The 26,433-nt window shown below is 67.4% G+C and carries 21 protein-coding genes; 13 read left to right on the top strand and 8 right to left on the bottom strand.

The genetic code is table 11. The features are described from left to right. The first annotated feature begins 68 nt into the window (after nucleotides 1-68). From DSX2_RS01040 to DSX2_RS01005, 8 genes are all read left to right on the top strand, one after another. Nucleotides 69-1,778, top strand: coding sequence for a sigma 54-interacting transcriptional regulator (locus DSX2_RS01040; protein ID WP_020879167.1), 1,710 nt, complete (start codon nucleotides 69-71; stop codon nucleotides 1,776-1,778). 378 nt (nucleotides 1,779-2,156) lie between these two features. Further along, complete coding sequence (gabT, locus tag DSX2_RS01035) at nucleotides 2,157-3,464, top strand: 4-aminobutyrate--2-oxoglutarate transaminase (protein ID WP_020879166.1); 1,308 nt, start codon at nucleotides 2,157-2,159, stop codon at nucleotides 3,462-3,464. Nucleotides 3,465-3,561: 97 nt separating this feature from the next. Then, entirely contained in the window at nucleotides 3,562-4,815 is a 1,254-nt protein-coding gene (locus tag DSX2_RS01030) for an ABC transporter substrate-binding protein (protein WP_020879165.1), read from the top strand. 60 nt (nucleotides 4,816-4,875) lie between these two features. Beyond that, nucleotides 4,876-5,763: a branched-chain amino acid ABC transporter permease gene (locus tag DSX2_RS01025; protein WP_020879164.1), complete on the top strand. Its 888-nt coding sequence runs from the start codon at nucleotides 4,876-4,878 to the stop codon at nucleotides 5,761-5,763. Between the two features lie 16 nt (nucleotides 5,764-5,779). Beyond that, nucleotides 5,780-6,802 carry a branched-chain amino acid ABC transporter permease gene (locus tag DSX2_RS01020; protein WP_020879163.1) on the top strand — a complete coding sequence of 341 codons (1,023 nt, stop codon included), beginning with the start codon at nucleotides 5,780-5,782 and terminating at the stop codon, nucleotides 6,800-6,802. After that, nucleotides 6,799-7,524, top strand: a complete 726-nt coding sequence (locus DSX2_RS01015) for an ABC transporter ATP-binding protein (RefSeq protein ID WP_020879162.1) — start codon at nucleotides 6,799-6,801, stop codon at nucleotides 7,522-7,524. The genes DSX2_RS01020 and DSX2_RS01015 overlap by 4 nt, the downstream gene beginning before the upstream one ends. After that, nucleotides 7,511-8,221 (top strand): ABC transporter ATP-binding protein, encoded by a 711-nt coding sequence (locus DSX2_RS01010; RefSeq protein ID WP_020879161.1) that lies wholly within the window; start codon nucleotides 7,511-7,513, stop codon nucleotides 8,219-8,221. Before DSX2_RS01015 ends, DSX2_RS01010 begins: the two co-directional genes overlap by 14 nt. 383 nt (nucleotides 8,222-8,604) lie before the next feature. Next, the gene (locus tag DSX2_RS01005) at nucleotides 8,605-9,969 is read left to right on the top strand and encodes an NAD-dependent succinate-semialdehyde dehydrogenase (RefSeq protein WP_035040084.1); all 1,365 of its coding nucleotides are present in this window, start codon (nucleotides 8,605-8,607) and stop codon (nucleotides 9,967-9,969) included. Nucleotides 9,970-10,096: 127 nt separating this feature from the next. On the opposite strand, the gene DSX2_RS01000 is transcribed toward DSX2_RS01005, so the two are convergent. Next, nucleotides 10,097-10,960: a DUF2156 domain-containing protein gene (locus DSX2_RS01000; RefSeq protein ID WP_020879159.1), complete on the bottom strand. Its 864-nt coding sequence runs from the start codon at nucleotides 10,958-10,960 to the stop codon at nucleotides 10,097-10,099. Continuing rightward, on the bottom strand, nucleotides 10,950-12,398 hold the full coding sequence (locus tag DSX2_RS00995; RefSeq protein ID WP_020879158.1) for an MATE family efflux transporter: 1,449 nt from the start codon (nucleotides 12,396-12,398) through the stop codon (nucleotides 10,950-10,952). The genes DSX2_RS01000 and DSX2_RS00995 overlap by 11 nt, the downstream gene beginning before the upstream one ends. Nucleotides 12,399-12,650: 252 nt before the next feature. Between DSX2_RS00995 and DSX2_RS00990 the strand changes: the two genes are divergently transcribed. The 5 genes from DSX2_RS00990 (at nucleotide 12,651) to DSX2_RS17360 (ending at nucleotide 19,222) form a co-directional block, all read left to right on the top strand. Next, entirely contained in the window at nucleotides 12,651-13,019 is a 369-nt protein-coding gene (locus tag DSX2_RS00990; RefSeq protein WP_020879157.1) for a winged helix-turn-helix domain-containing protein, read from the top strand. Continuing rightward, a complete protein-coding gene (locus DSX2_RS00985) occupies nucleotides 13,016-14,686 on the top strand; it encodes an FmdE family protein (RefSeq protein ID WP_020879156.1) in 1,671 nt (556 codons plus the stop codon). The genes DSX2_RS00990 and DSX2_RS00985 overlap by 4 nt, the downstream gene beginning before the upstream one ends. 363 nt (nucleotides 14,687-15,049) lie before the next feature. Further along, nucleotides 15,050-16,372 carry a CHASE3 domain-containing protein gene (locus DSX2_RS17365; RefSeq protein WP_020879155.1) on the top strand — a complete coding sequence of 441 codons (1,323 nt, stop codon included), beginning with the start codon at nucleotides 15,050-15,052 and terminating at the stop codon, nucleotides 16,370-16,372. Then, nucleotides 16,369-16,794, top strand: a complete 426-nt coding sequence (locus tag DSX2_RS00975) for a response regulator (protein WP_020879154.1) — start codon at nucleotides 16,369-16,371, stop codon at nucleotides 16,792-16,794. The genes DSX2_RS17365 and DSX2_RS00975 overlap by 4 nt, the downstream gene beginning before the upstream one ends. Before the next feature lie 49 nt (nucleotides 16,795-16,843). Then, the gene (locus DSX2_RS17360; protein ID WP_020879153.1) at nucleotides 16,844-19,222 is read left to right on the top strand and encodes a response regulator; all 2,379 of its coding nucleotides are present in this window, start codon (nucleotides 16,844-16,846) and stop codon (nucleotides 19,220-19,222) included. Nucleotides 19,223-19,279: 57 nt separating this feature from the next. Here DSX2_RS17360 and DSX2_RS00965 read toward each other — a convergent pair whose 3' ends face one another. The 6 genes from DSX2_RS00965 to DSX2_RS00940 all read right to left on the bottom strand — a co-directional run bounded on the left by DSX2_RS00965 (nucleotide 19,280) and on the right by DSX2_RS00940 (nucleotide 26,248). Further along, nucleotides 19,280-20,404, bottom strand: coding sequence for an ATP-binding protein (locus DSX2_RS00965; RefSeq protein ID WP_020879152.1), 1,125 nt, complete (start codon nucleotides 20,402-20,404; stop codon nucleotides 19,280-19,282). A 212-nt stretch (nucleotides 20,405-20,616) separates the two neighbouring features. Next, nucleotides 20,617-21,633 (bottom strand): ABC transporter ATP-binding protein, encoded by a 1,017-nt coding sequence (locus tag DSX2_RS00960; protein WP_020879151.1) that lies wholly within the window; start codon nucleotides 21,631-21,633, stop codon nucleotides 20,617-20,619. Between the two features lie 9 nt (nucleotides 21,634-21,642). Beyond that, a complete protein-coding gene (locus tag DSX2_RS00955) occupies nucleotides 21,643-22,644 on the bottom strand; it encodes an ABC transporter ATP-binding protein (protein ID WP_020879150.1) in 1,002 nt (333 codons plus the stop codon). Between the two features lie 12 nt (nucleotides 22,645-22,656). Next, nucleotides 22,657-23,571 carry an ABC transporter permease gene (locus tag DSX2_RS00950; RefSeq protein ID WP_020879149.1) on the bottom strand — a complete coding sequence of 305 codons (915 nt, stop codon included), beginning with the start codon at nucleotides 23,569-23,571 and terminating at the stop codon, nucleotides 22,657-22,659. A gap of 3 nt (nucleotides 23,572-23,574) precedes the next feature. Beyond that, nucleotides 23,575-24,552 (bottom strand): ABC transporter permease, encoded by a 978-nt coding sequence (locus DSX2_RS00945; RefSeq protein WP_020879148.1) that lies wholly within the window; start codon nucleotides 24,550-24,552, stop codon nucleotides 23,575-23,577. Nucleotides 24,553-24,655: 103 nt separating this feature from the next. Next, the gene (locus tag DSX2_RS00940) at nucleotides 24,656-26,248 is read right to left on the bottom strand and encodes an ABC transporter substrate-binding protein (RefSeq protein ID WP_020879147.1); all 1,593 of its coding nucleotides are present in this window, start codon (nucleotides 26,246-26,248) and stop codon (nucleotides 24,656-24,658) included. Nucleotides 26,249-26,433 lie beyond the last annotated feature (185 nt).

Here is a 26,433-nt window from a genome sequence, read left to right as displayed (position 1 = left end):
GACGCGGCCGCGCCGAGCAGACAGGGTTGCCCGAACGCCATCATTCCCGCGGAGGCTTTCGCGACGCAATGGACGCACCCATCCCCTGGCCCGACTTCTTCGCCGCCCTGGACGACGGCTACCTCGTGCTCGACGCATCGCAGCGCGTGGTCCAGGCCAACCCCTCGGCGGGCAGGCTGCTCGGGCTCGAGGCCGGAGCCCTGGCCGGGCGCCCCGCGGCGGAGCTGGCGCCCGGGCTCGGCGGCTGGCTGCGCCAGGGCGCGCAGATCAGGCCGCTGCTCCTGAAGAAGCAGGGCTGCGTCTGCCGCGCCTTTCCCCTCGGCGGGCCCGAGGGCGAGCCCCTGACCGTGCTGCGCCTGCGCACGGGCCTGGACGGCGAGGACCGCAGCAGCGGCGGGCGGCTCCTGAGCCAGCTGCAGGCCATCTTCGACCATTCGAGCGACGGCATCTGGGTCACGGACGGCACGGGCACGATCATCAGCATCAACCGCGCTTCCGAGCAGCTGAACGCCATCAAGGCCGCGCAGTTCCTGGGCAAGAAGGCGGACAGCGTTGTCCGCGAAGGGCTCGTGGACCGCTCCGTGACCCTGGAAGTGCTGCGCGTGAAGAAGCAGATAAGCCTCATCCAGCACATCAGGCGCACCAAGAAGCAGCTCCTGGTCACGGGCACGCCCACCTTCGACAACCGGGGCGAGATCGACCTGGTGGTGGTCAACGAGCGCGACATCACGGAGCTGAACAACCTGCGCTCCTCCCTGGAGCGGGCGAGGCGGGCGCAGGAGAAGGTGCAGAGCGAGCTGGCCGAGCTGACCATGCGCGAGCTCCTCGAGTCCGACATCGTGGCCGAGAGCCCGTCCATGCGCAAGCTCATGACCATGATCCTGAAGCTCGCCGGGCTCGACGCCTCGGAGGTCCTGCTGCTCGGCGAGTCCGGCACGGGCAAGGGGCTGCTCGCCAAGTACCTGCACCAGAGCAGCCCGCGCAGCGCCCGTCCGTTCCTGCAGATCAACTGCGCGGCCCTGCCCGCCAACCTCTTCGAGGCCGAGCTCTTCGGCTACGAGCGCGGCGCTTTCACCGGCGCCAGCGAGTCGGGCAAGGCCGGGCTCCTCGAGCTGGCCCAGGACGGGACCTTCTTCTTCGACGAGGTGGGCGAGATCCCCATGGACGTGCAGGCCAAGCTGCTCAAGTGCCTGGACGACCGCGAGTTCATCCCCCTGGGCGGCAAGGAGCCCAAGAAGGTCACCTGCCGCATCGTGGCCGCCACCAACCGCGACCTGGACGACCTCGTGGCGCGCGGCCGCTTCAGAAAGGACCTCTACTACCGGCTGAACACCTTTTCCGTGCGCATTCCGCCCCTGCGCGAGCGCCAGGACGACATCTTCGAGCTGGCGAACCTCTACCTGCGCCGCTTCAACGAGCAGTACGGCAGCGCCAAGCGCTTCACCCACCGCGCCGTGGACGCGCTGACGCGCTATCCCTTCCCGGGCAACGTGCGCGAGCTCATCGGCATCATGAAGAAGGCCGTGGCCATCTGCGAGGACCAGGTGCTGGACGAGTTCCTGGAGCAGATGATCTCGGGCTCCGCCGAGCGGGTGCGCGGCGTGCGCGGCAGGCCCAGCAGCCTGGCCGCCGAGGTGGAGCGCGTGGAGCGCGAGATGCTGCGCCGCGCCAGGGCGGCCTGCCGCACCACGCGCGAGATGGCCGTTTTTCTGGGCATCAGCCAGCCGTCCGTGGTACGCAAGCTGAAACGGCACGGCATGCAGGCGGATGATTCATAAATGAATCGGAAGATGTTCGAGGCGTGACACGGGTTACAAATTTGCCAAAAAATCGGAGATGCGAAAGCCTCGTCAGGGCCTTGCGTTGCCGGGAGGGACCTCGGGAAACGCAGCGGATTCGTACATCGGCGCGGCCGAGTGTCGGTAAAATTTGATCATTTTGTCCAAAAAAATGTCGATTCACAATTGAATCAGATATGTTCTTGAATGATTGCAGGCTGATAGGACTAAAAAGCTGATCCATAAGTGAATCACACTCCTCCGGTGCTCCTGCCTATCTGTCCGGCATAGCAGGAATTATTCCATGAGGTCCGGCTTTTGCTCAATTGAGGCCACGGCATTCGCTCATGCACCTCAACCAGAGAGAAGGCACGGATCATGTCGAAGAGCAACAAGTCCCTAGCAGAACGCCGCGAGAAAGCGGTCGCCAAGGGCGTTTCCAACATGGCGCCCGTCTTCGCCGCCCGCGCCGAGGGCGCGGTGGTGACGGACGTGGAAGGCCGCGAGTTCATCGATTTCGCCGGCGGCATCGGCGTGAACAACGTCGGCCACTGTCATCCGAAGGTGGTGGAGGCGGTCAAGCGCCAGGCCGAGCAGCTGATGCACACCTGCTTCCACGTCGTGCAGTACGAGCCGTACGTGGAACTCTGCGAACGCCTGTGCGAGCTGACCCCGGGTAATTTCCCCAAGAAGGCCGTGCTCGTGAACAGCGGCGCCGAGGCCGTGGAGAACGCGATCAAGATCGCGCGCAAGGCTACCGGACGCCAGGCCGTCATCGCCTTCGAGACGGGCTTCCACGGCCGCACGCTCCTGACCATGAGCCTGACCAGCAAGGTGAAGCCCTACAAGTTCGGTTTCGGGCCCTTCGCGCCCGAGATCTACCGCATGCCCTACGCCTACTGTTACCGCTGCCCCATGGGCCGCGAGTACCCCTCGTGCGACATCGCCTGCGCCGAGCACCTGCGCAACTTCTTCATCGGCAACGTGGCCCACGAGAACGTGGCCGCGCTGATCGTCGAGCCGATCTGCGGCGAGGGCGGCTTCCTGACCCCGCCGCCCGAGTACTTCGCGCGGCTTCAGGCCATCTGCAAGGAGTTCGGCATCGTCTTCATCGTGGACGAGGTCCAGACCGGCGTGGGCCGCACCGGCACCATGTACGCCATCGAGCAGTGGGGCGTGGAACCCGACCTGATCACCACCGCCAAGTCGCTGGGCGGCGGCATGCCCATCTCCGCCGTGGTCGGCAAGGCCGAGATCATGGACGTCACCCATCCGGGAGGCCTGGGCGGCACCTACGGCGGCAACCCCGTGTGCTGCGCCGCCTCCCTGGCCGTGCTCGACGTCTTCGAGGAGGAGAAGCTCCTCGACGTCTCCAAGGCGCTGGGCGAGAAGGTCCGCGCCCGCTTCGAGTCCTGGAAGGAGTCCATCCCCATGGTCGGCGACGTGCGCGGCAAGGGCCCCATGCTCGCCCTCGAGCTGGTCACCGACCGCGAGAAGAAGACCCCGGCCACGGCCCAGGCCAAGGAAGTCTCCAGGCGCTGCTACGAGAAGGGCCTGATCGTGCTGTCCTGCGGCAACTTCGGCAACGTGATCCGAACGCTCATGCCGCTCGTCATAAGCGACGAGCAATTGGAGCGCGGCTTGGCCATCCTGGAGCAAACCCTGCGCGAGGTCGCTGCGGGGTAATGCGGACGGGCCGGTGCGATCTTGCGCGCACCGGCCCGTTTGTTTTTCGGCTGTGCACCCGAACCGTCCACTCGTGTCCATCCAAAGGAGGAGCCTCATGAAGCGCACATGGAAAAGCGTCCTGGGAGCGGCCGTGGCCGCGGCGGCCCTGTTGGCCGTATCCCTCGCACCGACCGGAGCCGCCGCCGCCGACAAGGTGGTCAAGATCGGCAACCTGCTCCCGCTGTCCGGCCCCTCCGCGTCGGTGGGCCAGCAGGGCAAGCAGGCCCGCGAGATGGCCGTCGAGGAGATCAACGCCGCGGGCGGCATCAAGTCCCTGGGCGGCGCCAAGCTGCAGCTCATCTTCGCCGACACCAAGTCCGACCCCAACGTGGGCGTGAGCGAGACCGAGCGCCTGATCAACACCGACAAGGTGGACGTCATCACCGGCGCCTGGAACTCCTCCGTGACCTACCCGACCACCGCCGTGGCCGAGCGCTACAAGGTTCCCTACCTGGTGCCCGTCTCCGTGCGCGACACCATCACCGAGCGCGGCTTCAAGTACGTCTTCCGCGTCGCGGCCAAGGACTCCTGGTGGACGCGTGACCAGTTCGCGTTCCTCAAGGACATGGAGAAGGAGTTCGGCGTTCCCCTGAAGACCGTGGCCTTCGTCTACGAGAACGGCGACTGGGGCACCGGCTTCGCCGCGCAGTGGAAGAAGCTGGCCGAGCAGTCCGGCATGAAGGTCGTGCTCGACGAGCCCTACCCGTCCTCCTCCACCGACCTCACGGCCGTGGTCATGAAGATCCGCCGCGCCAACCCCGACGTCCTGCTGCTGACCTCGAACGCGGCCGACGCCATCCTGCTGACCAACACCCTGGCCGACTACAAGGTGCATCCCAAGGCCATCATCGGCTCCGGCGGCGGCCACGCCGACCCGACCTTCATCAGCGCCACGGGCAAGAACTGCCGCTACCTCTTCGACATCGTGGAGTGGGAGACCGACGTCAACAAACCCGGCGCCGCCGAGACCAACGCCAAGTACAAGAAGCTCTACGGCTACAACATGACCGGCGAGGCCGTGGACGCCTACGCCTCCATGTACGTGCTGAAGGACGCGCTCGAGCGCGCCGCCTCCCTGAACCCCGAGAAGCTCCGCGACGCCCTGGCCACGACGGACCTGAAGACCGGCCCCGGCATGATCGTGGCCTACGACTCCATCCAGTTCGACGAGTCCGGCCAGAACAAGAACGCGGCCCTGTCGATCGTGCAGATCAACGACCTCGGCAAGGGTCTCGAGCGCATCACGGTGTGGCCCAAGTCCGCCCGCCGCGCCGGGTACACCCCCGTCTTCCCCATGCCCTCTAAGTAACGACGCGCAAGCCCGGGCGGAGGGGGCTCCCCCCTCCGCCCATCCATTCAGGAGAGCCGCATGTTCTATTTCTTCCAGGACGTTCTCGACGGGGTCCTCATGGGCTCCATCTACGGCCTCGTCGCCCTGGGGCTCACGCTCATCTTCGGCGTGCTCAAGGTCATCAACTTCGCCCACGGCTCCTTCATCATGCTCGGCATGTTCGTGGCCTACTGGGCGGTGGCCCTGTCGGGACTGCATCCCTATCTGGCGCTGATCATCGTGCTGCCGACCATGTTCTTCTTCGGCTACTATTTCCAGAAGCTGCTCATCCAGCCCATCTTCAAGGCCGAGAGCAACGTGCGCGAGCCGACCACGGTCATCATCGTGACCACGGGCGTCTGGTACATCCTGGACAACCTGGCCCTGATCCTCTTCGGGCCGGACTACCGTGCGCTCTCGCCGAACCCGCTCAAGGGCAAGATGCTCGAGTTCGGCGACCTGATCATCTCCGAGCCCAAGCTCTACGGCTGCCTGATCGCGCTGGCCACGGCCGGCTTCCTGGCCTGGTTCCTGCGCAAGACGCGCATGGGCCGCGCCATCCGCGCCGTGAGCCTGGACCGCGAGGCCGCGAGCCTCATGGGCATCAGCCAGTGGAAGATCTTCGCCGTGGCCATGGGCATCGGCACGGCCGTGGCGGGCATCTCCGGCGTCGTGCTCACGCCGTTCTACAACGTCTACCCCTCGGTGGGCGTGCCCTTCGACGTGAAGAGCTTCGTCATCGTGGTCCTGGGAGGCCTCGGCAGCATCCCCGGCGCCATGATCGGCGGCATCATCATCGGCCTCATCGAGTCCCTAGGCCCCATCTACATGACCGCAACCTGGACCGAGGCCATCGTCTACGGCCTCTTCCTCCTCGTCCTGTTCGTCAAACCCTCGGGCCTCTTCGGGGTCAAGTACGACTGGTAGCCGCAACGGAGTGATCATGACGCCAGAAAGATTCAAGAAATTCTGCCTCGCGGCGGCCGTGCTGGCGGCCTTTGCGGTGCCCCTGGTGGTGCACAGCCCCACCTATCTGCACATGCTGATCATGCTCTTCCTCTACGCCTACATGACCACCACCTGGAACCTGGTGGGCGGCTTCGCGGGCGTGCTGCCCCTGGGCCACTCGGTCTTCGTGGGCATCGGGGCCTACGTCTCGACCATGCTCTGGCTGCAGTGGGGCATAAGCCCGTGGATCGGCATGTTCGCGGGCGGCATCCTGGCCGCCTTCGTGGGCGTGCTCATCGGCCTGCCCACGCTCAAGATGCGCGGCGCCTACTTCGCCCTGTCCACCATGGCCTTCGTGGAAGGCATGCGGGTCATCGTCGAGAACCTGGACAAGGTCGGCCCCTTCGTGCTCAACGGCCCGCGCGGGCTCAACATCCCGCCCATCGAGCACGACAGCTTCGCGGCCTTCCAGTTCATCGACAAGCAGCCGTACTACTACATCGTGCTGGTCATGCTGCTCCTGGCCGTGTTCATCACCTGGCGCGTGGCCCGCTCCAAGATGGGCTACCTGCTCATGGCGGGCGGCGAGGAGCCGGACGCGGCGCAGGCGCTCGGCGCCAACGTGACCCGGCTGAAGGTCATGGCCATGGCGCTCAGCTCCTTCCTCACGGCCCTGGCCGGAACCTTCATCGCCCAGCTCACGCTCTTCATCTACCCGAAGAGCGTGCTCACCCTGGACCTCTCCTTCGAGCTGGCCTTCATCGCGCTCATCGGCGGCCGCGGCTCCATCGCCGGCCCCATCCTCGGCGCGCTCCTGCTCAGGCCCGTCACCGAGGTCTCGCGCATGTACCTCTCGGACTCCCTGCCCGGCCTTCACCTGATCATCCTGGGCGTGGTCCTCATCCTGGTCATGCTGTTTCAGCCGCGCGGCCTGCAGGAGCCCCTGGGCAGGCTCTTCGACCGCTTCGTGCGGCGCTTCGGCGGAGGGGACAAGGCCGCCGCGGAGGTGGACGCATGAACATGCTCGAGATCAAGGAACTGACCAAGGACTTCGGCGGCCTGCGCGCCATCGACTCCCTGGACCTGACCATCGGCAAGGGCGAGATCCTGGGGCTCATCGGGCCCAACGGCGCGGGCAAGTCCACGGCCTTCAACTGCGTGGCCGGGCTCTTCGCGCCGACCATGGGCGAGATCCGCTTCGACGGTCGGCGCATCAACGGCGAGAAGCCCTGGAACCTGTGCAAGGCCGGGCTCGCGCGCACCTTCCAGATCGTCAAGCCCTTCGCCACCAAGAGCGTGCTCTTCAACGTCATGGTCGGCGCCTTCGCGGTCACGGACGACACGGAGGAGGCGCGCGAGAAGGCGCTGGCCGTGCTCGACTTCCTGCACCTCAAGAAGCACAAGGACACGCGCGCGGGCAACCTGACCATCGCGGACAGGAAGCGGCTGGAGATCGCGCGCGCCCTGGCCACGGAGCCCAAGCTCCTGCTGCTCGACGAGGTCATGGCCGGGCTCCGCCCGACGGAGGTGGACGAGGTCATCGCCATCCTGCGCACCCTGAAGGAGCGCGGCATGACCATCTTCGTCATCGAGCACATCATGCGCGCCATCATGGCGCTTTCGGACCGCGTGGTGGTCATCCAGTTCGGCAGGAAGATCTGCGAGGGCACGCCCGAGGCGGTGGCCTGCGACGAGAACGTTATCAAGGCCTACCTGGGGGAGGACTATGTCGCTTCTTGAGGTCAGCAACATCGACGTCGCCTACGGCGACGTACAGGTCATCTACGACCTCTCCCTCAAGGTGGAGGAGGGCGAAGTCGTCTCCATCATCGGCGGCAACGGCGCGGGCAAGTCCACCCTGCTGAAGACCCTCTCGGGCCTGCTCAAGCCCCGCGCAGGCAGCGTCAGCTTCGAGGGCGCCGCCATCCAGGGCGCCGCGCCCGAGGCCATCGTGGACAAGGGGCTCATCCACGTGCCCGAGGGCCGCAGGCTCTTCTCGCTCATGAGCGTGCGCGACAACCTCGTGGTGGGCGCCTACAACGCCCGCGCCAAGGCCCGCGAGGAGAAGACCCTGCGCGAGGTCTACTCCATGTTCCCCCGCCTGCTCGAGCGCCAGGACCAGCTGGCCATGACGCTCTCGGGCGGCGAGCAGCAGATGGTGGCCATCGGCCGCGGCCTCATGGCCGTGCCGCGCCTGCTCATGCTCGACGAGCCTTCCCTCGGCCTCGCGCCGATCCTGATCAAGGAGATCTTCAAGAACGTGCGCAAGATCGCCGAGGCCGGGACCACGGTCCTCCTCGTCGAGCAGGACGTGCGCCACTCCCTGGCACTCTCGGACCGCGGCTACGTGCTCGAGCACGGCCGCATCGTCATGGAGGGCCCGGCCAAGGAGCTCGTGGACAACCCGCACATCAAGACCGCCTACCTCGGTATCTGACGGGACGTCCGCGAAACACGCAAGGCCGTGTTTCGCGGAGGACCGCTCGCCGAAAAACGTGGTTTTCGGCTCGCTCCGCCGCCTTTCGGCGGCGGAGCCGGACATGCGTCCGGCTCGCGCGCCGCGCATCACGCCGTGGGACTGCCCGGTCCCTCCACGGATGCGGCGCGCCCGCCCGGCATCCCCGGACGGATTCACGGTACCCGGCCCGCGCGTGAGCGCGGGCCGGGTACCCGGAGTTTCCGCGTTCCCGCGGGGTTGCATCCCGGGCCGTCACGAAATATTCAAGCTCCCTCGGCTAGACACCCGAGGCCGGTGGTGCCCGCCGCCGCGACCGGCCGCATTCGGAAGACCATATTGCGAGGCGGGAAAGGATGAAGAACATGGCCATGATATCCGTCAATCCGGCGACCGGCGAGGAGCTCGAGCGCTTCCGGGAGATGACGCCCGAGGAGGTCCGCGCCGTGGTCGAGCGCACCCGCGTGGCCCAGCTCGCCTGGCGCGAGACCGCCCTCGAGGAGCGCGCGCGGCTCCTGCACCGCGCGGCGGAGGTGCTGCGCGACGACGTGGAGAACCTGGCGCGGACCATGACGCTCGAGATGGGCAAGCCCATCGTCCAGGCCCGGGCCGAGGTCGAGAAGTGCGCCTCGGTCTGCGACTTCTACGCCGACAACGGCGCCGCCTATCTCGCGCCCGAGGCCGCCGTGAGCGACGCCGCGCGCTCCTACGCCGCCTTCAGGCCCCTGGGCACCGTCTTCCTGGTCATGCCCTGGAACTACCCCTACTGGCAGGTGTTCCGCCAGGGCGCGCCGAACCTCATGGCAGGCAACGGCCTCCTGCTCAAGCACGCCTCCAACGTGCCCGGCTGCGCGCTCTCCATCGAGAAGGTCCTGCGCGAGGCGGGCTTCCCGGAGGACATCTTCCGCACGCTGATGATCGGCTCGTCCCAGGTGAACGCGGTGCTCGAGGAGCCGAGCGTGCGCGCCGTGAGCCTCACGGGCAGCGACGCCGCGGGCCGCGCCGTGGCCGCCAAGGCCGGGTCGCTGCTGAAAAAGTCCGTGCTCGAGCTCGGCGGCTCCGACCCCTTCGTGGTCCTGGCCGACGCGGACATCGAGCGCGCAGCGGCCGTGGGCGCCATGGCGCGCTGCGGCAACACGGGCCAGGCCTGCATCGCGGCCAAGCGCTTCATCGTCGTCGGGAAGGTCTACGACGAGTTCCTGGCGCGATTGAAGGAGCACATGGCCGCGCTCAAGGTGGGCGATCCCCTGGACGAGTCGAACCAGCTCGGCCCCATGGCGCGCGAGAACCTGCGCCGCGAGCTGCACGCCCAGGTCGAGGCCTCGGTGGCCGCGGGCGCGAAGCTCGCGCTCGGCGGCGCGCCCCTGCCCGGGCCCGGCGCCTACTACCCGCCGACCATCCTCACGGACGTGAAGCCCGGCATGCCCGCCTGGCGCGAGGAGTTCTTCGGCCCGGTGGCCATCGTCATCCGCGTCGCGAACGACGAGGAGGCCGTGGCCGTGGCCAACGACACGCCCTTCGGCCTGGGCGGCTCGGTCTGGACGCGCGACGAGGCCAAGGGCGAGGCCCTGGCCGCGCGCATCGAGGCGGGCTGCGTGTTCGTCAACGGCATGGTCAAGAGCGACCCGAGGCTCCCCTTCGGCGGGGTCAAGGAGTCCGGCTACGGCCGCGAGCTCTCCCACTACGGCATGCGCGAGCTGGTGAACATCCAGACCGTCTGGATCGCGTAGATCGCGCAGAACTTCGTAGAACCTCGTAGACCGCGCACGCGCGGATCCCCGAAATAAAACGGCGGGGGAAGGGATCGTCCCTTCCCCCGCCGTCGTGCGTTGCGGGAGTCGCAAAAAAGGCCCGCCGCTAGATGGTGACCTCGAACTTCTTGAAGAAGTCCACGGGATTGTAGGACAGCTTGGCCTTGCGCAGTCCCTCGTCGCCCAGGTCCTGCTCGCGGTTGACCAGCGTGAAGCCGTCGGCGTCGTGGTCCAGGAAGGCCTGGTTGATGGCCTGGTACACGCCCTTGTAGTCCGGGTGGCCCTTCTCGAAGTGGATGACCAGGGTGGACTCGTCCAGGGCGTCGGCCACGGTGTAGGCCACCATGCGGCCGTCCACGCGCAGCGAGCCGCCCATGAGCCCGGGCAGCCGGTCCCAGTCGGTCAGCACGCGCACGATGGCCTCGTTCTCCTGCACCAGGGTGGCCTCGGACTCGCAGTCGCGCCACATGCACCACGACTCCTGCAGCTCCAGGGCCTCCTCGATGCAGTCCGGCGTCAGGGAGCGGTATTCCCAGTCGTAGAGCTTGCGGAACTGGTTCAGCAGGTTCTTCTTCTTGTGGAAGCGGTTGCCCGAGAGGTTCACGAGCTCCTCCACGGAGTAGAGGTAGTCCCAGTGCTCGCGCGCCTCGCGCGTCTCGGCGCCGAGCTTTTCGGCGAAGAGCGCGGCCACGGCCTCGGAGGCGCGGATGATGCGCCGCTCGGGGAACATCTCCGGCGTGAGCGCCACGCTGCCCACCGGGCCGACCGGGGCCCACAGCGCGGGCTCGGGCCGTTCCTGGCGGATCCAGCACAGCCCGTCGCGGAACATCCAGGACAGGCCGTAGACCTCGGCCCAGCCCCAGAGGTTGATGAAGCTGTAGTCGGAGGAGCGCGCGGGCGAGGCCGCGAGCAGGGCGGCGTATTCCTCGCGCCGGTCGAGGCATATGGGGGAGAAGTCTTCAGTCGCCATTGTTCTTCCTTCTGCGGACCAGGGAGAATCTGCTCCAGTCCTTATACGCGAAGATATACAGCACGATGACGGCCTGCAACCCTTGCGAAAGGAGCATGGCCAGCCACACGCCGCGCGAGTTGCCCATGACCACGTGGCCGAGCAGCCAGGCCAGCGGCAGGCGCACGAGCCACGAGGCGCCGCCGAAGGCGAGCAGGATGTAGAGTGTGGCGCCCGCGCCGGTGAGCGCTCCGGCCATGGTCATGGTCGTCAGGGTGAAGGGGATGGCCAGCAGGTTGTACGAGAGGTAGCTCACGCACTGCCTGGCCACGGCCGGGTCCGGGGCGATGAAGGCGGCGAGCGGCGCCACCCAGTGCCACACGGCCACTGCCGCGACGGACATGCTGACCACGCCCAGGGCCAGCACCTTGAAGCCGTAGGACTTGGCGAGGTCCGGCCTGCCCTGGCCCAGGTACTGGCCGACCAGGATGGAGGCGGTCATGTTGAAGGCCACGCCGGGCAGAAAGAGGAACGACTCCACGCGCAGCCCCGCGCTCATGCCCGCCAGCGCGGGCACGCTGCCCACGGGCAGGGAGCCCACGATGGCGAAGAGCACGAGGTAGGCGCCGTTCCAGACCACCTGCATGAGCCCGCCAGGCCAGGCCACCTTGACGATGTAGGGCAGGGCCTTGCGCGCCCAGCGAAGCGGCGGGAAGGCCTCGGCCGTGAGCATGCCCCGGCGGCGCAGGAGCCAGATGTCGAGGCACATGCCCGCGGTGATGGAGCCGAAGGTGCTCCAGGCGAGCCCCCGATAGCCCATGTTCGGGAAGCCCCACCAGCCGAGCCCCAGGCCGAGGTCGCCGATGGTGTTCACGATCGTGGCCAGGACGATGACGTAGAGCGGCTCCATGACCCGCTTCTGGGCGCGGAACAGGGCGTTGCAGACGATGAACACGTAGTAGAAGGGCAGGAGCAGCAGGAAGACGTCGTAGTAGACGTCCATGACCGGGGCCACGGCTTTGGGCACCTGGAGCATGGCCAGCACCGGGTGCTTGATGGGCAGGCCCACGAGGAAGATGCACAGCCCCGAGAGCACACCCGTGACCAGCACGAGGCCGATGTAGCGCTGCACCCGGCGCCTGAGCCCCGCGCCCATGGACTGCGAGACCGCGGCCACCGCGCCGTTGGCCACGGCCGTGGCGATGACCAGGAAGAAGAAGAGCAGCGAGTTGACCATGCCCATGGCCGCCTGCACCGTGCTGTCGATGCGCCCGGCCACCAGGATGTCCACGAAGCCGATGAGGAAGTTGAAGAACATCATCAGCATCTGGGGCCAGGCCAGGCGCCAGATGGTGGATATGGGCCGCGGAGCGGGCGCGGCCTGTCCGGCCTGCGCCTCGCGCGCGCCGGAAGCGGTCCCGGCCGTGCGGGGAGAACGTTTGGGGGAAACTCTCGTCATGTGTGCCTCGTGGAAAGGCCGTTTGTCCTATCCCACCCGCACGGGAAAAGCAAACCGCGGCCGTACGGAAAGCGGTCGTACCCGGGGTACGCGGTCCGCACCGCCTGAAGGTTTTCCATCCTCTATCCACCGAAGCCCGCCTATGGACACGATTACGTCCTGCAATCACGCATTCTGTCCTGGACGTGACCCGTCGGCTATGTTAGCGTTAACACATGTTAGCTTGAACACAAAAACGGAGAGGGGGGCAGCATGTCCTTACCCGAAGCCCGGCTGCGCCTGCGTATGTGGCTCGAGATGGACGGCGAGCAGGCGCTCGGCCTCGGCCGCGCCATCCTGCTGCGCGAGGTCGAGCGGCAGGGGTCGCTGAACAAGGCGGCCAAGGCGCTCGGCATGTCGTACCGCGCCGCCTGGGGGCGCCTGAAGAAGACCGAGGAGGTCCTGGGAGAGCACCTGGTCGTGGAGCAGGAGAAGGGGCGGGGCTTCACCCTCACCCCGCATGCCCGCGAGCTCGTGGAGGCCTTCCAGGAGTGGTACGCCGACGTGGAGGCCTACGCCGTGCGCACCGCGCAGAACCGTTTCCCCTTCCCCGTCGCACCGTTCGAAAGCGAGGAACCATGACCACCAACCCCGCCCTGGCCGCCTGCGCGGTCGCCACCATCGGCCCCTGGACCTTCGACGAGTACATCGAGGAGTGCCGGAAGTTCCACAGCTACCCCGCGCCGGGCCTGATCCTGGGCGGGATCATGGTGCAGGCCGCCCGCCGCCGCCTGCCCGAGGGCGTGCTCTTCGACGCCGTGGCCGAGACCTCCTCCTGCCTGCCCGACGCCGTGCAGCTGCTCACCCCCTGCACCGCGGGCAACGGCTGGCTGCGCGTCGTGGACCTGGGCCGCTACGCCGTCTCGCTCTACAACAAGTACAACGGCGAGGGCGTGCGCGTCTCCCTGAACGCCGAGGCGCTGGACGCCTGGCCCGAGATCAAGGGCTGGTTCTTCAAGCTCAAGACCAAGAAGGAGCAGGACTCCGACCGCCTGCGCGAGGAGATGCGCCTGGCGGGCGAGTCCATCCTCTCCGTGGCCGAGGTGCAGCTGAAACCCGCCCACGTGGGCAAGACCTCCAAGGGCCCCATCGCCGTCTGCCCCCTGTGCGGCGAGGGCTACCCCCGCCGCCACGGCGCCATCTGTCGCGGCTGCCAGGGCGAGGCCCCGGCCGACCTCCTGGGGCGTGACGATGCCCAGATTCCCGATGCCCCGCGGCTTACGGCCGTGCCCGCGGAAGAGGCCGTGGGCAAGACCGCCCTGCACGACATGACCCGCATCGACCCCGGCGAGAGCAAGGGCGCCGAGTTCACCCACGGACAGACCCTGACCGCGGGCGACGTCTGCCGCCTGCAGGCCATGGGCCGCATGCGCGTCTACCTCCTGGAGAACAACGAGCCCGGCGAGGAGTGGGTGCACGAGGACGACGCCGCGCGCGCCTTCGCCCACGGGCTTTCCGCCGACGACGCCATCGTGGCCAAGGGCGAGCCACGCGAGGGCAAGATCACCCTCCTGGCCGCCCGCGACGGCCTGCTCAGCGTGAACGAGGAGGCGCTGGAGCGCTTCAACCTCGTGCCCGGCGTCATGGCCGCCACCCGCCACAACTGCTCCGTGGTCAAGGCGGGCCAGCCCGTGGCCGCCACCCGCGCCATCCCGCTCTACCTGGCGCGCCGCGACTTCACCAAGGCCTGCGCCCTGCTCGACACCGAGCCGCCCCTGCGCCTGCTGCCCATCAAGCCCGCGCGCGCGGGGCTGCTCATCACCGGCACCGAGGTCTTCACCGGCCTCATCGAGGACAAGTTCGCGCCCATCCTCACGAAGAAGATCGAGGCCTTGGGCGGCTCGGTGGTCAAGACCCTCTTCGCCCCGGACGACGCCGGGCTGATCCGCGACGGCGTGAAGAGCCTGCTCGACGCGGGCGCCGACCTGATCATCACCACCGCGGGGCTCTCCGTGGATCCCGACGACGTGACCCGCAAGGGCCTCGTCGAGGCCGGGGCCGAGGACCTGCTCTACGGCATGTCCGTCACCCCCGGCGCCATGAGCCTCCTGGGACGCGTGGGGCACGCCCGGCTGCTCGGCGTGCCTGCCTGCGCCCTGTTCTTCCCCACCACGGCGGTGGACCTGCTCCTGCCCCGCATCCTCGCCGGAATGCCCATCACCCGCGCCGACCTCGCGCGCTCCGGCCACGGCGGCCTGTGCCAGGAATGCCCCACCTGCTCTTTCCCGCACTGCCCCTTCGGCAAGTAGCGGCGATTTCGCAGACCATCCGTTCGACTCCGACAGGCAGGGGAGGGCAAGGCGCCCTTCCCTGCCTTTTTTTCGACCTCTCCGTGACCACCCTCGGCCCCATTCCCACGCGCCGCGGCTGACGCCTGCGCGGTCCCCGCAGTCCGTCGCGGGCCCAATATGCCGCTCTTGGCATAAATGTTCGGAATTGCGTGAATTCGCTTGGAACTGTCATTTATAGTCGTGATATGTATCGGAAAAAATAATAATATAAAGGTATGGTGAAGAAGGGTAGCCAGGTAAATGAGCAGGCATATCGCTCCCCCCGGCGCGGCCGTCGCGCCGGGGAGCGCAAGACCGTGGTCCTGATCAGGGGGAACGTCGGTGCAACGGTTTTTCTCCGCGTTCGGCGCACGCCGACTGGGCATCGTGGCCGCCCTGTGCATCCAGCTCGCGGTGGGCATGTACGTCTACGCGGTCTTCTCCTCCTTTGCCGAGCAGGACGTTCGAAACGGCATCCTGTCCGACCGTCTGGGGCGTATCGCGGACCTGCGCGGGGATCTCGTGGACATGGAGACCGGGCAGCGCGGCTATCTCCTCACCGCCTCCCGGAAGTATCTCGAGCCGTACGACACCGCGCGCGGCCGCGTGAAGATAGACCTCGACGCCTTGCGCGGACTCCTTGGCGCCTCCGAGGCCGAACTCCTGGAAAAGCTGGTCGCGGTCAAGACCAAGGAGATGCAGGAGACCCTCGCCCTCTTTGACTCGGGAGACAGGGACGGGGCGTTCAAGATGGTCCGCTCGGACCTCGGCAAGCGGAGCATGGACGAAATACGCGCCGTGGTGGAGCGGGTGCAGGCTCGCGACCGCGACGAGGTCGCCGCGATCAGGGGGCGGCAGGAACGGGCGCGCGGCCGCGTGCGCCTGGCGCTGCTCGCCGGATTCGTTGTCAGCGCCGGGCTGCTGCTCGGGGCCTTCGGCCTGCTCGAACGGGAGGTGCGCCAGCGCCGGACCGTGGCCGTGGAGCTGGCCGCGCGCAACCGGGAGATGGAGAACTTCACCTACTCCGTGTCCCACGACCTGAAGGCGCCCCTGCGCGGCATCGACGGCTACAGCCAGCTGCTGCTCGAGGACTATGGGGAGAAGTTCGACGAGGACGGCCGCAGCTTTTTGCGCAACATCCGCCACGGCACGCTGCAGATGCACCGCCTGATCGACGACCTGCTCGAATATTCCCGCCTGGAGCGGCGGCCTTTCGAGTACGGCACGGTGGACCCGCGCGCCCTGTTCGAGACGCTGCTGGCCGAATGCGGAGCCGCGGCCGAGGATGTCGACCTCTCGCTGGACGTGCGCTGCGGCCCGGTGCGGGCTGATGCCAAGGGGCTCGGCATGGCCTTGCGCAACCTCGTGGACAATGCCGTGAAGTTCACGCGCGACGTGAACCCGCGGCAGGTCGAGATAGGCGGCGAGAGGACGGACGCGGGCGCGTGCAGATTGTGGGTGCGGGACAACGGCGTGGGCTTCGACATGAAGTTCCACGACCGCATCTTCGACATCTTCCAGCGGCTGCAACGGGCCGAGGACTACCCAGGCACGGGCATAGGCCTCGCCATCGTGCGCAAGACCATGGAACGCATGGGCGGCAGGGCCTGGGCCGAGAGCGAGCCCGGCAAGGGCGCAACCTTCTACCTGGAGTTTCCCGGATGACGGTGAACGAGATCGGCCCGATCCTGCTTGTCGAGGACAACCCCATGGACGTGGACCTGACCAAGCGCGCCTTCGCGCGGCGCAACCTCTCCAACCCGCTGCAGATCGCGCGCGACGGTGAGGAGGCCCTGGGCTTCGTGGAGCGCTGGGAAGACGGGGAGGCGCAGCCCGTGGTCATCCTCCTGGACCTGAAGCTGCCCAAGGTGGACGGCCTGGAAGTGCTGCGCCGCATAAAGGCCCACGAGAAGTACCGCAACATCCCGGTGGTGGTGCTGACGACCTCGGCCGACGACCGCGACGTGAACGAGGCCTATCGGCTCGGGGTCAACTCGTACATCGTCAAGCCCGTGGACTTTCAGAAGTTCATGGAAGTGGCCGGGCAGATAGAGATCTACTGGTGCGTGCTCAACACGCGGCTGTGAAGAGGGCGGGGCCGGTGAGGCGGCCCCGCGCGCCAAGGAAGGATGCGAGATGAAGCTTCTGTACGTGGAGGACAACGCCCTGGACGCCGATCTGGCGCGGCGCGCCATCCGTCGCTCGGCCCCGGGCACGGTCGTGGACACGGCCTCCACCCTCGGCGAGGCGAGGGCCTGCCTGGCGGCCGGAAAGGACGGCGAGGCGGGCTACGACCTGGTGATGACCGATCTGAACCTGCCGGACGGAAGCGGCCTCGAGATCCTGACCGAGATCAGGGCCAGGGACCTGCCCCTGGCCGTGGTCATCCTCACGGGGCTCGGCGACGAGCGGACCGTGGCCGCCGCGCTCAAGGCCGGGGCGGACGACTATCTTCCCAAGCGCCAGGGGTATCTGGAGCGTCTCCACGAGACGGCGACCGGGGCGGTGGAGCGTTTCCGCGCCGAGAGCGCGCGCAAGGCCCGTCCGCTGCACGTGCTCTACGCCGAGAACAACGCGGCGGACGCCGACCTTGCCCGGCGCCATTTCGCCCGCTACGCGCCGCACATCCGGCTGGACGTGGTGGGCAGCGCGCAGGAGGTCTACGCCCGGCTGCCCCGGTCGCCCGGCAGGCCCTGCGCCTACGACGCGCTGCTGCTGGACTACCACCTGCCGGGCGAGGGCGCCCTGGAGGTCCTGCGCACGGTGGCGCGCGATCTCCGCCTCGAGCTGCCGGTCGTCCTGGTCTCGGGGCAGGGCGACGAGGAGGTCGCCTCCAACGCCCTGCGCCTGGGCGCAGCGGACTACGTGGTCAAGCACCGGGACTACCTCTTCCAGCTCCCCCCGGCCCTGGAGAGCGTCAGCAACATGGCCAGGCTGCGCCGCGAACGGGCGGCGCTCAGAAGCGAGGAGGAAAAGTACCGCAGCATCTTCGAGAGCATCCAGGACGTCTACTGCGAGGTTTCGCTGGACGGCCTGATCCTCGAGGCCAGCCCCTCGGTCTCGGCCTTTTCCTGCGGACAGTACGAGCGGGGGGACTGGATCGGCATGTCCTTCTCGTCCCTGTGGGCCGCGCCGGAAGAGTGCGCGCGGCTTCTGGAGGAGCTGGAGCAGGCGGAGAGCGTGGCCGACCATGAGATCGTCCTGCGCAACAAGGACGGCTCGCCCCTCCATGCCTCGCTCGCGGCCTCGCTGTATCGCGACGGACAGGGCAGCGCCGTCTCCTTCAGGGGGACGCTGCGCGACGTCTCGGCCCGCAAGCGGGCCGAGGCGGCGCTGCTCGAGGCCAAGAACCAGGCCGAGGCCTTCAGCCACGCCAAGGCCGAGTTCCTGGCCAACATGAGCCACGAGCTGCGCACCCCCATGAACGGCGTGCTGGGCATGCTCCAGCTCCTGGAGGAGTGCGGCCTGGACGACGAGGCGTCAAGCTACGTCGGCATGGCCCGGCAGTCCTGCGAGCGGCTGACGCGCCTTCTGACCGACATCCTCGACCTCTCGCGCATGGACTCCGGACGGATGCAACTCGTGGAGCGCGAGCTGGTCGTGGACGATATCCTGAAATCCGTGGTGGACACCTTCCTGCTCTCGTGCCGACAGAAGGGGCTGCGCCTGGAGACGGTCAACGAGGTGGACGGCGGCGCGCGCCTGCTCGGCGACAAGACCAGGATCCAGCAGATCCTCTTCAACCTCGTGGGCAATGCCGTGCGTTTCACGGCCGCAGGAGGGGTGCGCGTCCTGGTCGGCCTGCTGCCGGGCGGGGCGGGCGACGCCCGGCACCTGTACATCGAGGTGGCGGACACGGGGCCGGGCATGTCTTCCGAGATGCAGGAGCGGCTTTTCGAGACCTTCTACCAGGGCGAGGGAGTCTACCGGAAGAAGCATCAGGGCGTGGGCCTCGGCCTGGCCCTGGTCAGGCGTCTCGTGGACCTCATGGACGGCGCCGTGGTCGTCCGCAGCGCGCCCTCGAAAGGCACGGCGGTGGAGTGCGTGCTCACGGTCAAGGCCGAGGCCCAGGCGGCGCAGGACAAGCCGGCCGCCGGAGCGGGCAGGCGGGACGCGCGCGGCATGGACATCCTCGTGGCCGAGGACGACGCCATCAACCAGATCTACATCAAGTCCGTCCTGGAGAAGATGGGGCACCGCGTGACCACGGTTGGCAACGGGGAGCAGGCGGTCTCGTCTCTCAGCCGCAAGGCCTTCGATCTCGTGTTCATGGACATCCAGATGCCGGTCATGGACGGCCTTGAGGCCACGCGGCGGATCAGGGGCGGGGCGCAGGGCGGGCTGAGGCCCGACATCCCCATCGTGGCGGTCACGGCCTACACCATGCCGAGCGACCGCGAGGCCTTCCTTCAGGTGGGCATGAACGGCTTTCTGGCCAAGCCCGTGGAGCCCCAGGACCTGGCCGACGTCATCGAACGCATCCTGCCCGCGACCGGGACGGACGGCGCGGCCTGAGCCCCGCCCCGGCCAGGCATCCCGGGCGGACCGGGCGGACCGGACAGGCCCGGCGGCTCACAGCTCCCCGAGCCACAGGCCGAAGACCGGGTCCACGACGCGCCAGCGGCCGTCCGGCCCCTGCTCGATCAGGTCCTCCTCGGCCAGCCTGCGCGCGGTGAAGGCGATGGACGAGGCCGGGGCCCCGGCCAGGGCCACGAAGTGCGCGCTCTGCAGCTCCCGCTCCGGATGCGCGGCCACGGCGCGCAGGATGCGGATCTGCCCGGGCGTAAGCATGGCCAGCACGGCCTGGTAGCCGTAGCGCTCGCCGTGCACCACGCGGCGCAGGGCCGCGTCGATGTCTTCCCGCGAAATCGTCTCGCCCGCGCCCTGGTGGACCTCTCCGGCCAGGCGCTGCACGTAGTAGGGGTAGCCCGCGACCAGGGCGTGGATGGCGGCCGCGTCGTCCGGCGCGATGCGCTTGCCGCTCTGCGCGAAGAGGTCGCAAAGGAAGCGGACGGTCTCGTCCGCGGGCAGGGGGCCGAGCTCCATGGGCAGGGCCGACTGGAAGAGGGGGCGCTTGCGCTCGTTGAAGATGGCCCGCAGCACGCCGCGGCGGCTGCCGAGGAAGAGGAAGCCCGCCTCCATGCCCTGGGTGGCGGCGCGCAGCATGCCCTCGATCTGCCCGGACTCCTTGAGCCGGGTGATCTCCTGGAACTCGTCGAGGACGACGTAGAGCGGAAACGGGGCCTCGGCGGCCACGTGGGCGAGGTCGTCCAGGGTGTTTTCGAGCAGCTGTTCCGGGGCGATGCTCTCCGAGGCGCGCTCCACGCTCAGCGAGAAACCGTCGCCGCTCGGCTTGAAGACCGGACGAAAGGCGGAAAGCCCCTTCAGGAACCGCTTGCCCTTGTGCAGCAGGGATTCGCGCCGGTCCAGGCCGCGCAGGAGCGCCCGTCCGATGCGCCGGGCCACGTCCTCCACCGAGTCCGCGCCGAAGAAGTCCGCGTGCACGCAGACGAAGCCCTCGCCCGCCAGGGCGTCCTCGGCGCGCAGGGCGAGCGAGGTCTTGCCGTAGCGCCTGGGCGAGGTGAGCATGACGTTTCGGAAGTCCCGGGCGTGGCCGAGCAGCAGGGCGAGCTCCTCCTGCCGGTCGCAGAACGGCTGCCCGGGCCGGATGGCCTCTATGCGGAAGGGGTTGCTCATGGCGTCCTCGTCACAAATGAGTTGTGACAAGAGTATTGTCATGAAAGGACCCGCATGACAAGCCGGGCTTCGCACCAGCCCGAGAAGTCCGGAAGCGGGCTGAAGCGCCCCGAAACGGCGACGGCCCCGGCGCCGGGAAGATACCCGGCGCCGGGGCCGCGCGGGGGCGATCGCCCCGGACCCTCCGGGGAATCCCCCGGGGGCGCGTCACGCTATATCCTGCCTTCCTCCACGCCGTGGCAGGCCACGAGGCCGCCGCCTGCGCGCTCCATGCCCGCAGGGATCTCCGCCTTGCAGCGCGCGTTTGCGTGGGGGCAGCGGCCGTGGAAGACGCAGCCCGTGGGCAGGTGGATGGGCGTGGGCACGTCGCCCGAAAGGCGCATGTGGCCGAAGCCCTTGCGCCCCAGGCGCGGAATGGCCGAGAGCAGGGCCTTGGTGTAGGGGTGCTGCGGGTTGTGGAAGAGCTCCTCGGGCGTGGCCAGCTCGCAGAGGCTGCCGAGGTACATGACCGCCACGCGGCTCGAGATGTGCTCGACCACGGAGAGGTCGTGGCTGATGAACATGTAGGTCAGGCCGTGCTGCTCCTGCAGGTCCATCATCAGGTTCAGGATCTGGGCCTGGATGGAGACGTCGAGCGCGGCGATGGGCTCGTCGGCCACGATGAACTCGGGGTTCACGGCCAGGGCGCGGGCGATGGACATGCGCTGGCGCTGGCCGCCGGAGAACTCGTGCGGGTAGCGGTTGCGCCACGAGGGGTCCACGCCGACCTGGCGCATGACCGCCTCGACCTTCTCGCCGACCTCGGCCTTGGAAAGGCCCTGGTTGTGGAAGCGGATGGGCTCCTCGAGGATCTGGCCGAGCATCATGCGCGGGTTCAGCGAGGCGTAGGGGTCCTGGAAGACCATCTGCATGCGCCGCCGGTACTTGATCATCTCGTGGCGCGGCAGGTTGTCCACGCGTTTGCCGTCGTAGTGGACCTCGCCCGCCGTGGGCTCGTAGAGGCGGATGACGACGCGGGCCAGGGTGGACTTGCCGCAGCCGGACTCGCCCACCACGGAGAGTGTCTCGCCCTGCATGATCTCGAAGGAGACGTCGTTCAGCGCCTTGACCACGGTGCGCTTGCGCACGACCTTGCCGCCCTGGATGCGCAGCTGGTCGAGCAGGCTGCCCGAGATGTCGAAGTGCTTGACGACGTTCCGGATGGAGACGAGGGGACGCTGCTGCTTCATATCAAGGTCCTAGTCGAGCAGGTGGCAGGCCGCGTAGCAGACGCGGTCCTTGGACTCGAGGAGCGGAATTTCGTTGCGGCAGACTTCCTCGCACCGCGGGCAGCGGTTGTGGAAGGGACAGCCGGGGGGCATCCGCGTGAGCGAGGGCATGACGCCGGGGATCTGGTTCAGCCGCTTGCCGCGCCCGGCGTTCTCGGGCAGGGCCGCGAGCAGCCCCTGGGTGTAGGGGTGGCGCGGCGAGGAGATGATTTCGGCCGAGGGGCCGAGCTCCACGATGCGGCCCGCGTACATGACCGCGATGCGCTGCGTGACCTGCGAGACAACGGCCAGGTCGTGGGTGATGAGGATGAGCCCCATCTTCTCGGTCTCGCACAGCTGCAGCAGAAGCTCCATGATGTCGGCCTGGATGGTCACGTCGAGCGCCGTGGTGGGCTCGTCCGCGATGATCAGGGCCGGATCGGTGAGCAGGGCGATGGCGATGACGATGCGCTGGCGCATGCCGCCGGAGAACTCGTGAGGATACTGCCTGAGGCGCCGCTCGGGCGAGGGGATGGCCACCTTGCGCAGCTTGTCGAGGGCGATGGCCTCGGCTTCGTGGCGGCTCACGTCCTTGTGCGCGAGGATCGTCTCGACCATCTGGGTGCCGATGGTCAGGACGGGGTTCAGGGTCATCATCGGATCCTGGAAGATCATGGAGATGCGGTTGCCGCGGATGTGGCGCATCTCCTCGTCGCGCAGCCGGGTCAGGTCGGCGCCCTCGAAGAGGATGGAGCCGCCCGAGATGTAGCCGGGCTTGGAGACCAGGTTGATGATGCCGAAGCCGGTGACGGACTTGCCCGCGCCGGATTCGCCCACAAGGCCCAGGCGCTCGCCCGGGGCCAGGGTGAAGCTGACCTTGTCCACGGCCCTAAGCTCGCCCTCGCGGATGCGGAAGGCCACGGAGAGCTCGCGCACGTCGAGCAGGACGTCGCCCGCCTGGGCGGTCTTCTTGTTCTTGGTCTGTTTCGTCATGGCGCTCTCCCCCTAGCCCTTGTAGAGCTTGGGGTTCAGGAAGTCGCGGAGCCAGTCGCCGAGGAGGTTGATGGCCAGCACCAGGACCACCAGGACGATGCCCGGGAAGAGGGTGATCCACCACGAGCCCGAGAAGATGAAGTCGAAGCCGGCCTTGATGAGCGAGCCGAGCGAAGGCCGCGTGACCGGCATGCCCAGGCCCATGAACGAGAGCGCGGCCTCGGACATGATGGCGTTGGCCACCTGCACGGTGGAGATGACCAGCACCGGCGTCAGGGTGTTGGGAAGGATGTGGCGGAACATGATCCGGGCGCGCGAGAGGCCGACCACGCGCGCGGCCTCCACGTACTCCTTCTTGCGCTCGGCCAGCACCGAGGCGCGCACGGTGCGGGCGTACTGCGGCCATTCGGCGATGCCGATGATCACGATCAGCATCGGCACGGCCATCTCCTGGTAGAACTCGAAGCCGAACGCCGCCTGGAATATGGCTCCGAAGAAGATGGCCACCATGTATGTCGAGAAGGACAGCTGCACGTCCGCGATGCGCATCAGGATGGCGTCGAGCTTGCCGCCCATGTAGCCCGCGAGCAGGCCGACGATGATCCCGATGCTCGCCTGCAGCGCCACGGCGCCGAAGCCGATGATGATCGAGACGCGCAGGCCGTAGAGCATGGTCGAGTAGAGGTCGCGGCCCTGGGAGTCCGTGCCCAGGATGAAGTTCGAGCTGCCCCCGCTCATCCACTCGGGCGCGGTCTGGGCGTCGAGGATGTCGATGGTGGCGATGTCGTACGGGTTGTGGGGCGCGAGGATGGGCGCGCCGAAGCCGAAGACGAGCATGATCAGGAGCACCAGGGCGCTGCCCCAGGCCGTCACGTCGCGGCAGAAATTGTAGAAGAACCAGGAGTCGAGGCAGCGGCGCATGAACATCGGCTACTTCCTCCCCGCCACGCGGACCATGGGGTTGACCATGCCGTAGATGAGGTCGACCACGGTGTTCACGAGGACGAAGACGAACCCGACGAAGACCATGTAGGCCACGATGAGCGAGCTGTCGGCCCGCTGCACCGCCTCGATGAACAGAAAGCCCATGCCCTGCCACTGGAAGACCGATTCGGTCAGGATGGTGAAGGCGATCATGAGGCCCAGCTGCACGCCGCCCACGGTGATGACCGGCATGAGGGTGTTCTTGAAGGCGTGCACGATGAGCACGCGCCAGGGCCTGAGCCCCTTGGCCCGGGCGAACTTGATGTATTCGCTCTCCAGGACCTCCTTCATCTCGGCCCGGATGAGGCGGATGAAGAGCGGCAGCATGATGGAGGAGAGCGAGACAGTGGGCAGGATGAGGTGGAGCAGTCCGTCGCGGGTGAGCAGGCCTGTCTCCCAGATGCCCCAGAGCATGACGGTGTCGCCGCGGCCGTAGGACGGCAGCCAGCCCAGCGTCACGGAAAAGATGTAGATGAGCAGGATGGCCGTGAGGAAGACCGGGATGGACACGCCCACGATGCTCGCGCCCATGAAGAGCCGCGAGAGGAGCGCTTTCGGCCTGACCGCCGCGTATATGCCGATGGGGATGGAGAGGAGGACGATGAGGACGGAGGAGCAGAGGACGAGCTCGAGGGTGGCCGGCGCGTGTCGTAGGATGACGGGTAGGGCCGGGCGCTTGTAGAAGAACGAGTAGCCGAGGTCCCCGTGAGCCGCGTCGTCCACGAAGCGGAGCCATTGCACGATGAGCGGGTCGCGCAGCCCCATCTTCTTGGCCAGGGCCTCGCGCTCCTGCGCGGAGACGCTCATGCCCGTCAGTTCGCGCATCGGGTCGCCGACGGTCTTCTTGATGGCGAAACCGATGACGCTGATGACCAGCATGACGATCAGGGCTTGTGCGAGGCGCTTGACTGTGAAGGCGAACATGGTCTGCGGGCCGTCCTTGAAAGCTTTTCGGGAAGAAGGCCGCCCGGCTGGTTTCGGCCAGCCGGGCGGCGGTGTTGTGCGTCAGTCCGGACTTATTGTCAACCTAGTCGACCACGAGGTCGCCGAAGTGGGGGAAGTCCATCATGTTGACGATGGCGCGGGCGTTCTTCACGCGGCTGTCCGCGGCCCAGGAGTTGATCTGCCAGTGCAGGGGCACGAAGGCGGCGTCGTCGTACAGGATCTTCTCGACTTCCTGCAGCTCGGCGGCGCGCTTGGCGGGATCGGTCTCGGTCTGGGCGGCGAGCGTCAGCTCGTCGACCTTGGGGTTGCAGTACTCGCCGGAGTTGTAGGCGCCCATGCCGGTGTCCTTGTTCGGGCACATGTACAGGTACTCGAAGTAGTTGCCCGAGTCGCCGGTGTCCGGATCCCAGCCGATCATCTGCATGTCGGCGACCTTGGCGTCGAACTCGTCCCAGTACTGGGCCTTGGGCATGGTCTTCAGGTCGACCTTGATGTTGATCTTGGCCAGCATGGAGGCCACGGCCTCGGCGATCTTGTAGTCGTTCACGTAGCGGTTGTTCGGGGCGATCATGCTGACGGTGAAGCCCTTCTCCTGGCCGGCTTCCTTCATCAGCTCCTGGGCCTTCTTCAGGTCGTAGCGGGGCTTGAGCGTCGGGTTGTGGCCGACCAGGCCCTCGGGGGAGTTCTGATCAGCCGTGGTGGCCTTGCCCTGCATGATCTTGGCCACGATGCCGGCGTTGTTCACGGCGTAGACGATGGCCTGGCGCACGCGCTTGTCGGCCAGGGCCTTGTTGCGCTTGCCGTTCATCTGGAAGGTGATGACGCGCAGGCCGGGCATGGTCAGCAGCTGCATGCCGGAGGCCTTCTTGATGCGCTCGTAGTCCTGGGTGGGCACGGGCTGGATCCAGTCCACGTCGCCGGACAGCAGCGCGGCCACGCGGGTGGCGTCGTTGTTGATCTGGGTGAAGACGATGGTCTGGATGTTACCCTTGGAGGACTTGTCCCAGTAGTTCTTGAAGCGCTCGAAGACGACCTTCTGGCCGGGCACGTACTCCTTGACCAGGAAGGGGCCGGTGCCGGACTCGTTCTCGTTGGCGAAGGAGTAGCCGGTCTTGTTGATGAAGCCCTTGTCCTGGCCCTTGGCGTCGGTGCCGGTGTAGAACTTGGAGTCCATCGGGAAGATGTAGGTGGCCATGTTGAGCAGGAGGCCGTAGGGCTTCTTGGTCTTGATGTCCACGGTGTAGTCGTCCACGGCCTTGGCGCCCTCGAAGGGCTCGTAGAGGCCCTTGAAGTCGGGGCTCTTCTTCAGGCGGTCGAGCGTCCAGACCACGTCCTTGGCGGTGAACTCGTTGCCGGAGTGGAACTTGACGCCGTGGCGCAGATGGAAGCGGATGGTCAGCGGATCGATGCGCTCCCACTTCTCGGCCAGGCGGGGCTCGAAGCTCTTGTGGTCCTGGGTCCAGCGGACCAGGGGATCGAAGGAGATGGTGCTGTATTGGAGCATGCCGCCGGAAAGCTGCATGTGGGGGTCGAGGCAGACAGGAATGGCGTCCATGGCCAGGCGGAACACGCCTTTGGACGCGGCGACCTTCTCCATCGGGGCGTCCTGGGCCGACACGACCTGGGGCAGGGCGATGGCGAGGACGAGGGCGAAGAGCCAGAGGGCTTTTCTCATGATGATCCTCCGTTTCGTGAGACATGAAGAAAGCGGCGGGGCCGCCACAAGGCCCCAGACTCCCGCGGGTGAGGCGGCACCGGATGCTCCGTCCGCCGTCAGACAAACCTTCGAACTTTAGGGCGAAATTATGATGAAAATCAACACAATTGTGTCTGAAACGTAACGTTCTAATTTTTCTCGGC

The sequence above is a fragment of the Desulfovibrio sp. X2 genome, assembly GCF_000422205.1.
In the GTDB taxonomy this organism is placed as follows: domain Bacteria; phylum Desulfobacterota; class Desulfovibrionia; order Desulfovibrionales; family Desulfovibrionaceae; genus Alkalidesulfovibrio.
This window is presented reverse-complemented; position numbering and strand designations above follow the sequence as displayed.

Excerpts from the sequence above, each read along its gene's own strand:
- DSX2_RS01040 (WP_020879167.1), top strand. The coding sequence starts at position 69 with ATGGACGCACCCATCCCCTGGCCCGACTTCTTCGCCGCCCTGGACGAC.
- gabT (WP_020879166.1), top strand. The coding sequence starts at position 2,157 with ATGTCGAAGAGCAACAAGTCCCTAGCAGAACGCCGCGAGAAAGCGGTC.
- DSX2_RS01030 (WP_020879165.1), top strand. The coding sequence starts at position 3,562 with ATGAAGCGCACATGGAAAAGCGTCCTGGGAGCGGCCGTGGCCGCGGCG.
- DSX2_RS01025 (WP_020879164.1), top strand. The coding sequence starts at position 4,876 with ATGTTCTATTTCTTCCAGGACGTTCTCGACGGGGTCCTCATGGGCTCC.
- DSX2_RS01020 (WP_020879163.1), top strand. The coding sequence starts at position 5,780 with ATGACGCCAGAAAGATTCAAGAAATTCTGCCTCGCGGCGGCCGTGCTG.
- DSX2_RS01015 (WP_020879162.1), top strand. The coding sequence starts at position 6,799 with ATGAACATGCTCGAGATCAAGGAACTGACCAAGGACTTCGGCGGCCTG.
- DSX2_RS01010 (WP_020879161.1), top strand. The coding sequence starts at position 7,511 with ATGTCGCTTCTTGAGGTCAGCAACATCGACGTCGCCTACGGCGACGTA.
- DSX2_RS01005 (WP_035040084.1), top strand. The coding sequence starts at position 8,605 with ATGGCCATGATATCCGTCAATCCGGCGACCGGCGAGGAGCTCGAGCGC.
- DSX2_RS01000 (WP_020879159.1), bottom strand. The coding sequence starts at position 10,960 with ATGGCGACTGAAGACTTCTCCCCCATATGCCTCGACCGGCGCGAGGAA.
- DSX2_RS00995 (WP_020879158.1), bottom strand. The coding sequence starts at position 12,398 with ATGACGAGAGTTTCCCCCAAACGTTCTCCCCGCACGGCCGGGACCGCT.
- DSX2_RS00990 (WP_020879157.1), top strand. The coding sequence starts at position 12,651 with ATGTCCTTACCCGAAGCCCGGCTGCGCCTGCGTATGTGGCTCGAGATG.
- DSX2_RS00985 (WP_020879156.1), top strand. The coding sequence starts at position 13,016 with ATGACCACCAACCCCGCCCTGGCCGCCTGCGCGGTCGCCACCATCGGC.
- DSX2_RS00975 (WP_020879154.1), top strand. The coding sequence starts at position 16,369 with ATGACGGTGAACGAGATCGGCCCGATCCTGCTTGTCGAGGACAACCCC.
- DSX2_RS17360 (WP_020879153.1), top strand. The coding sequence starts at position 16,844 with ATGAAGCTTCTGTACGTGGAGGACAACGCCCTGGACGCCGATCTGGCG.
- DSX2_RS00965 (WP_020879152.1), bottom strand. The coding sequence starts at position 20,404 with ATGAGCAACCCCTTCCGCATAGAGGCCATCCGGCCCGGGCAGCCGTTC.
- DSX2_RS00960 (WP_020879151.1), bottom strand. The coding sequence starts at position 21,633 with ATGAAGCAGCAGCGTCCCCTCGTCTCCATCCGGAACGTCGTCAAGCAC.
- DSX2_RS00955 (WP_020879150.1), bottom strand. The coding sequence starts at position 22,644 with ATGACGAAACAGACCAAGAACAAGAAGACCGCCCAGGCGGGCGACGTC.
- DSX2_RS00950 (WP_020879149.1), bottom strand. The coding sequence starts at position 23,571 with ATGTTCATGCGCCGCTGCCTCGACTCCTGGTTCTTCTACAATTTCTGC.
- DSX2_RS00945 (WP_020879148.1), bottom strand. The coding sequence starts at position 24,552 with ATGTTCGCCTTCACAGTCAAGCGCCTCGCACAAGCCCTGATCGTCATG.
- DSX2_RS00940 (WP_020879147.1), bottom strand. The coding sequence starts at position 26,248 with ATGAGAAAAGCCCTCTGGCTCTTCGCCCTCGTCCTCGCCATCGCCCTG.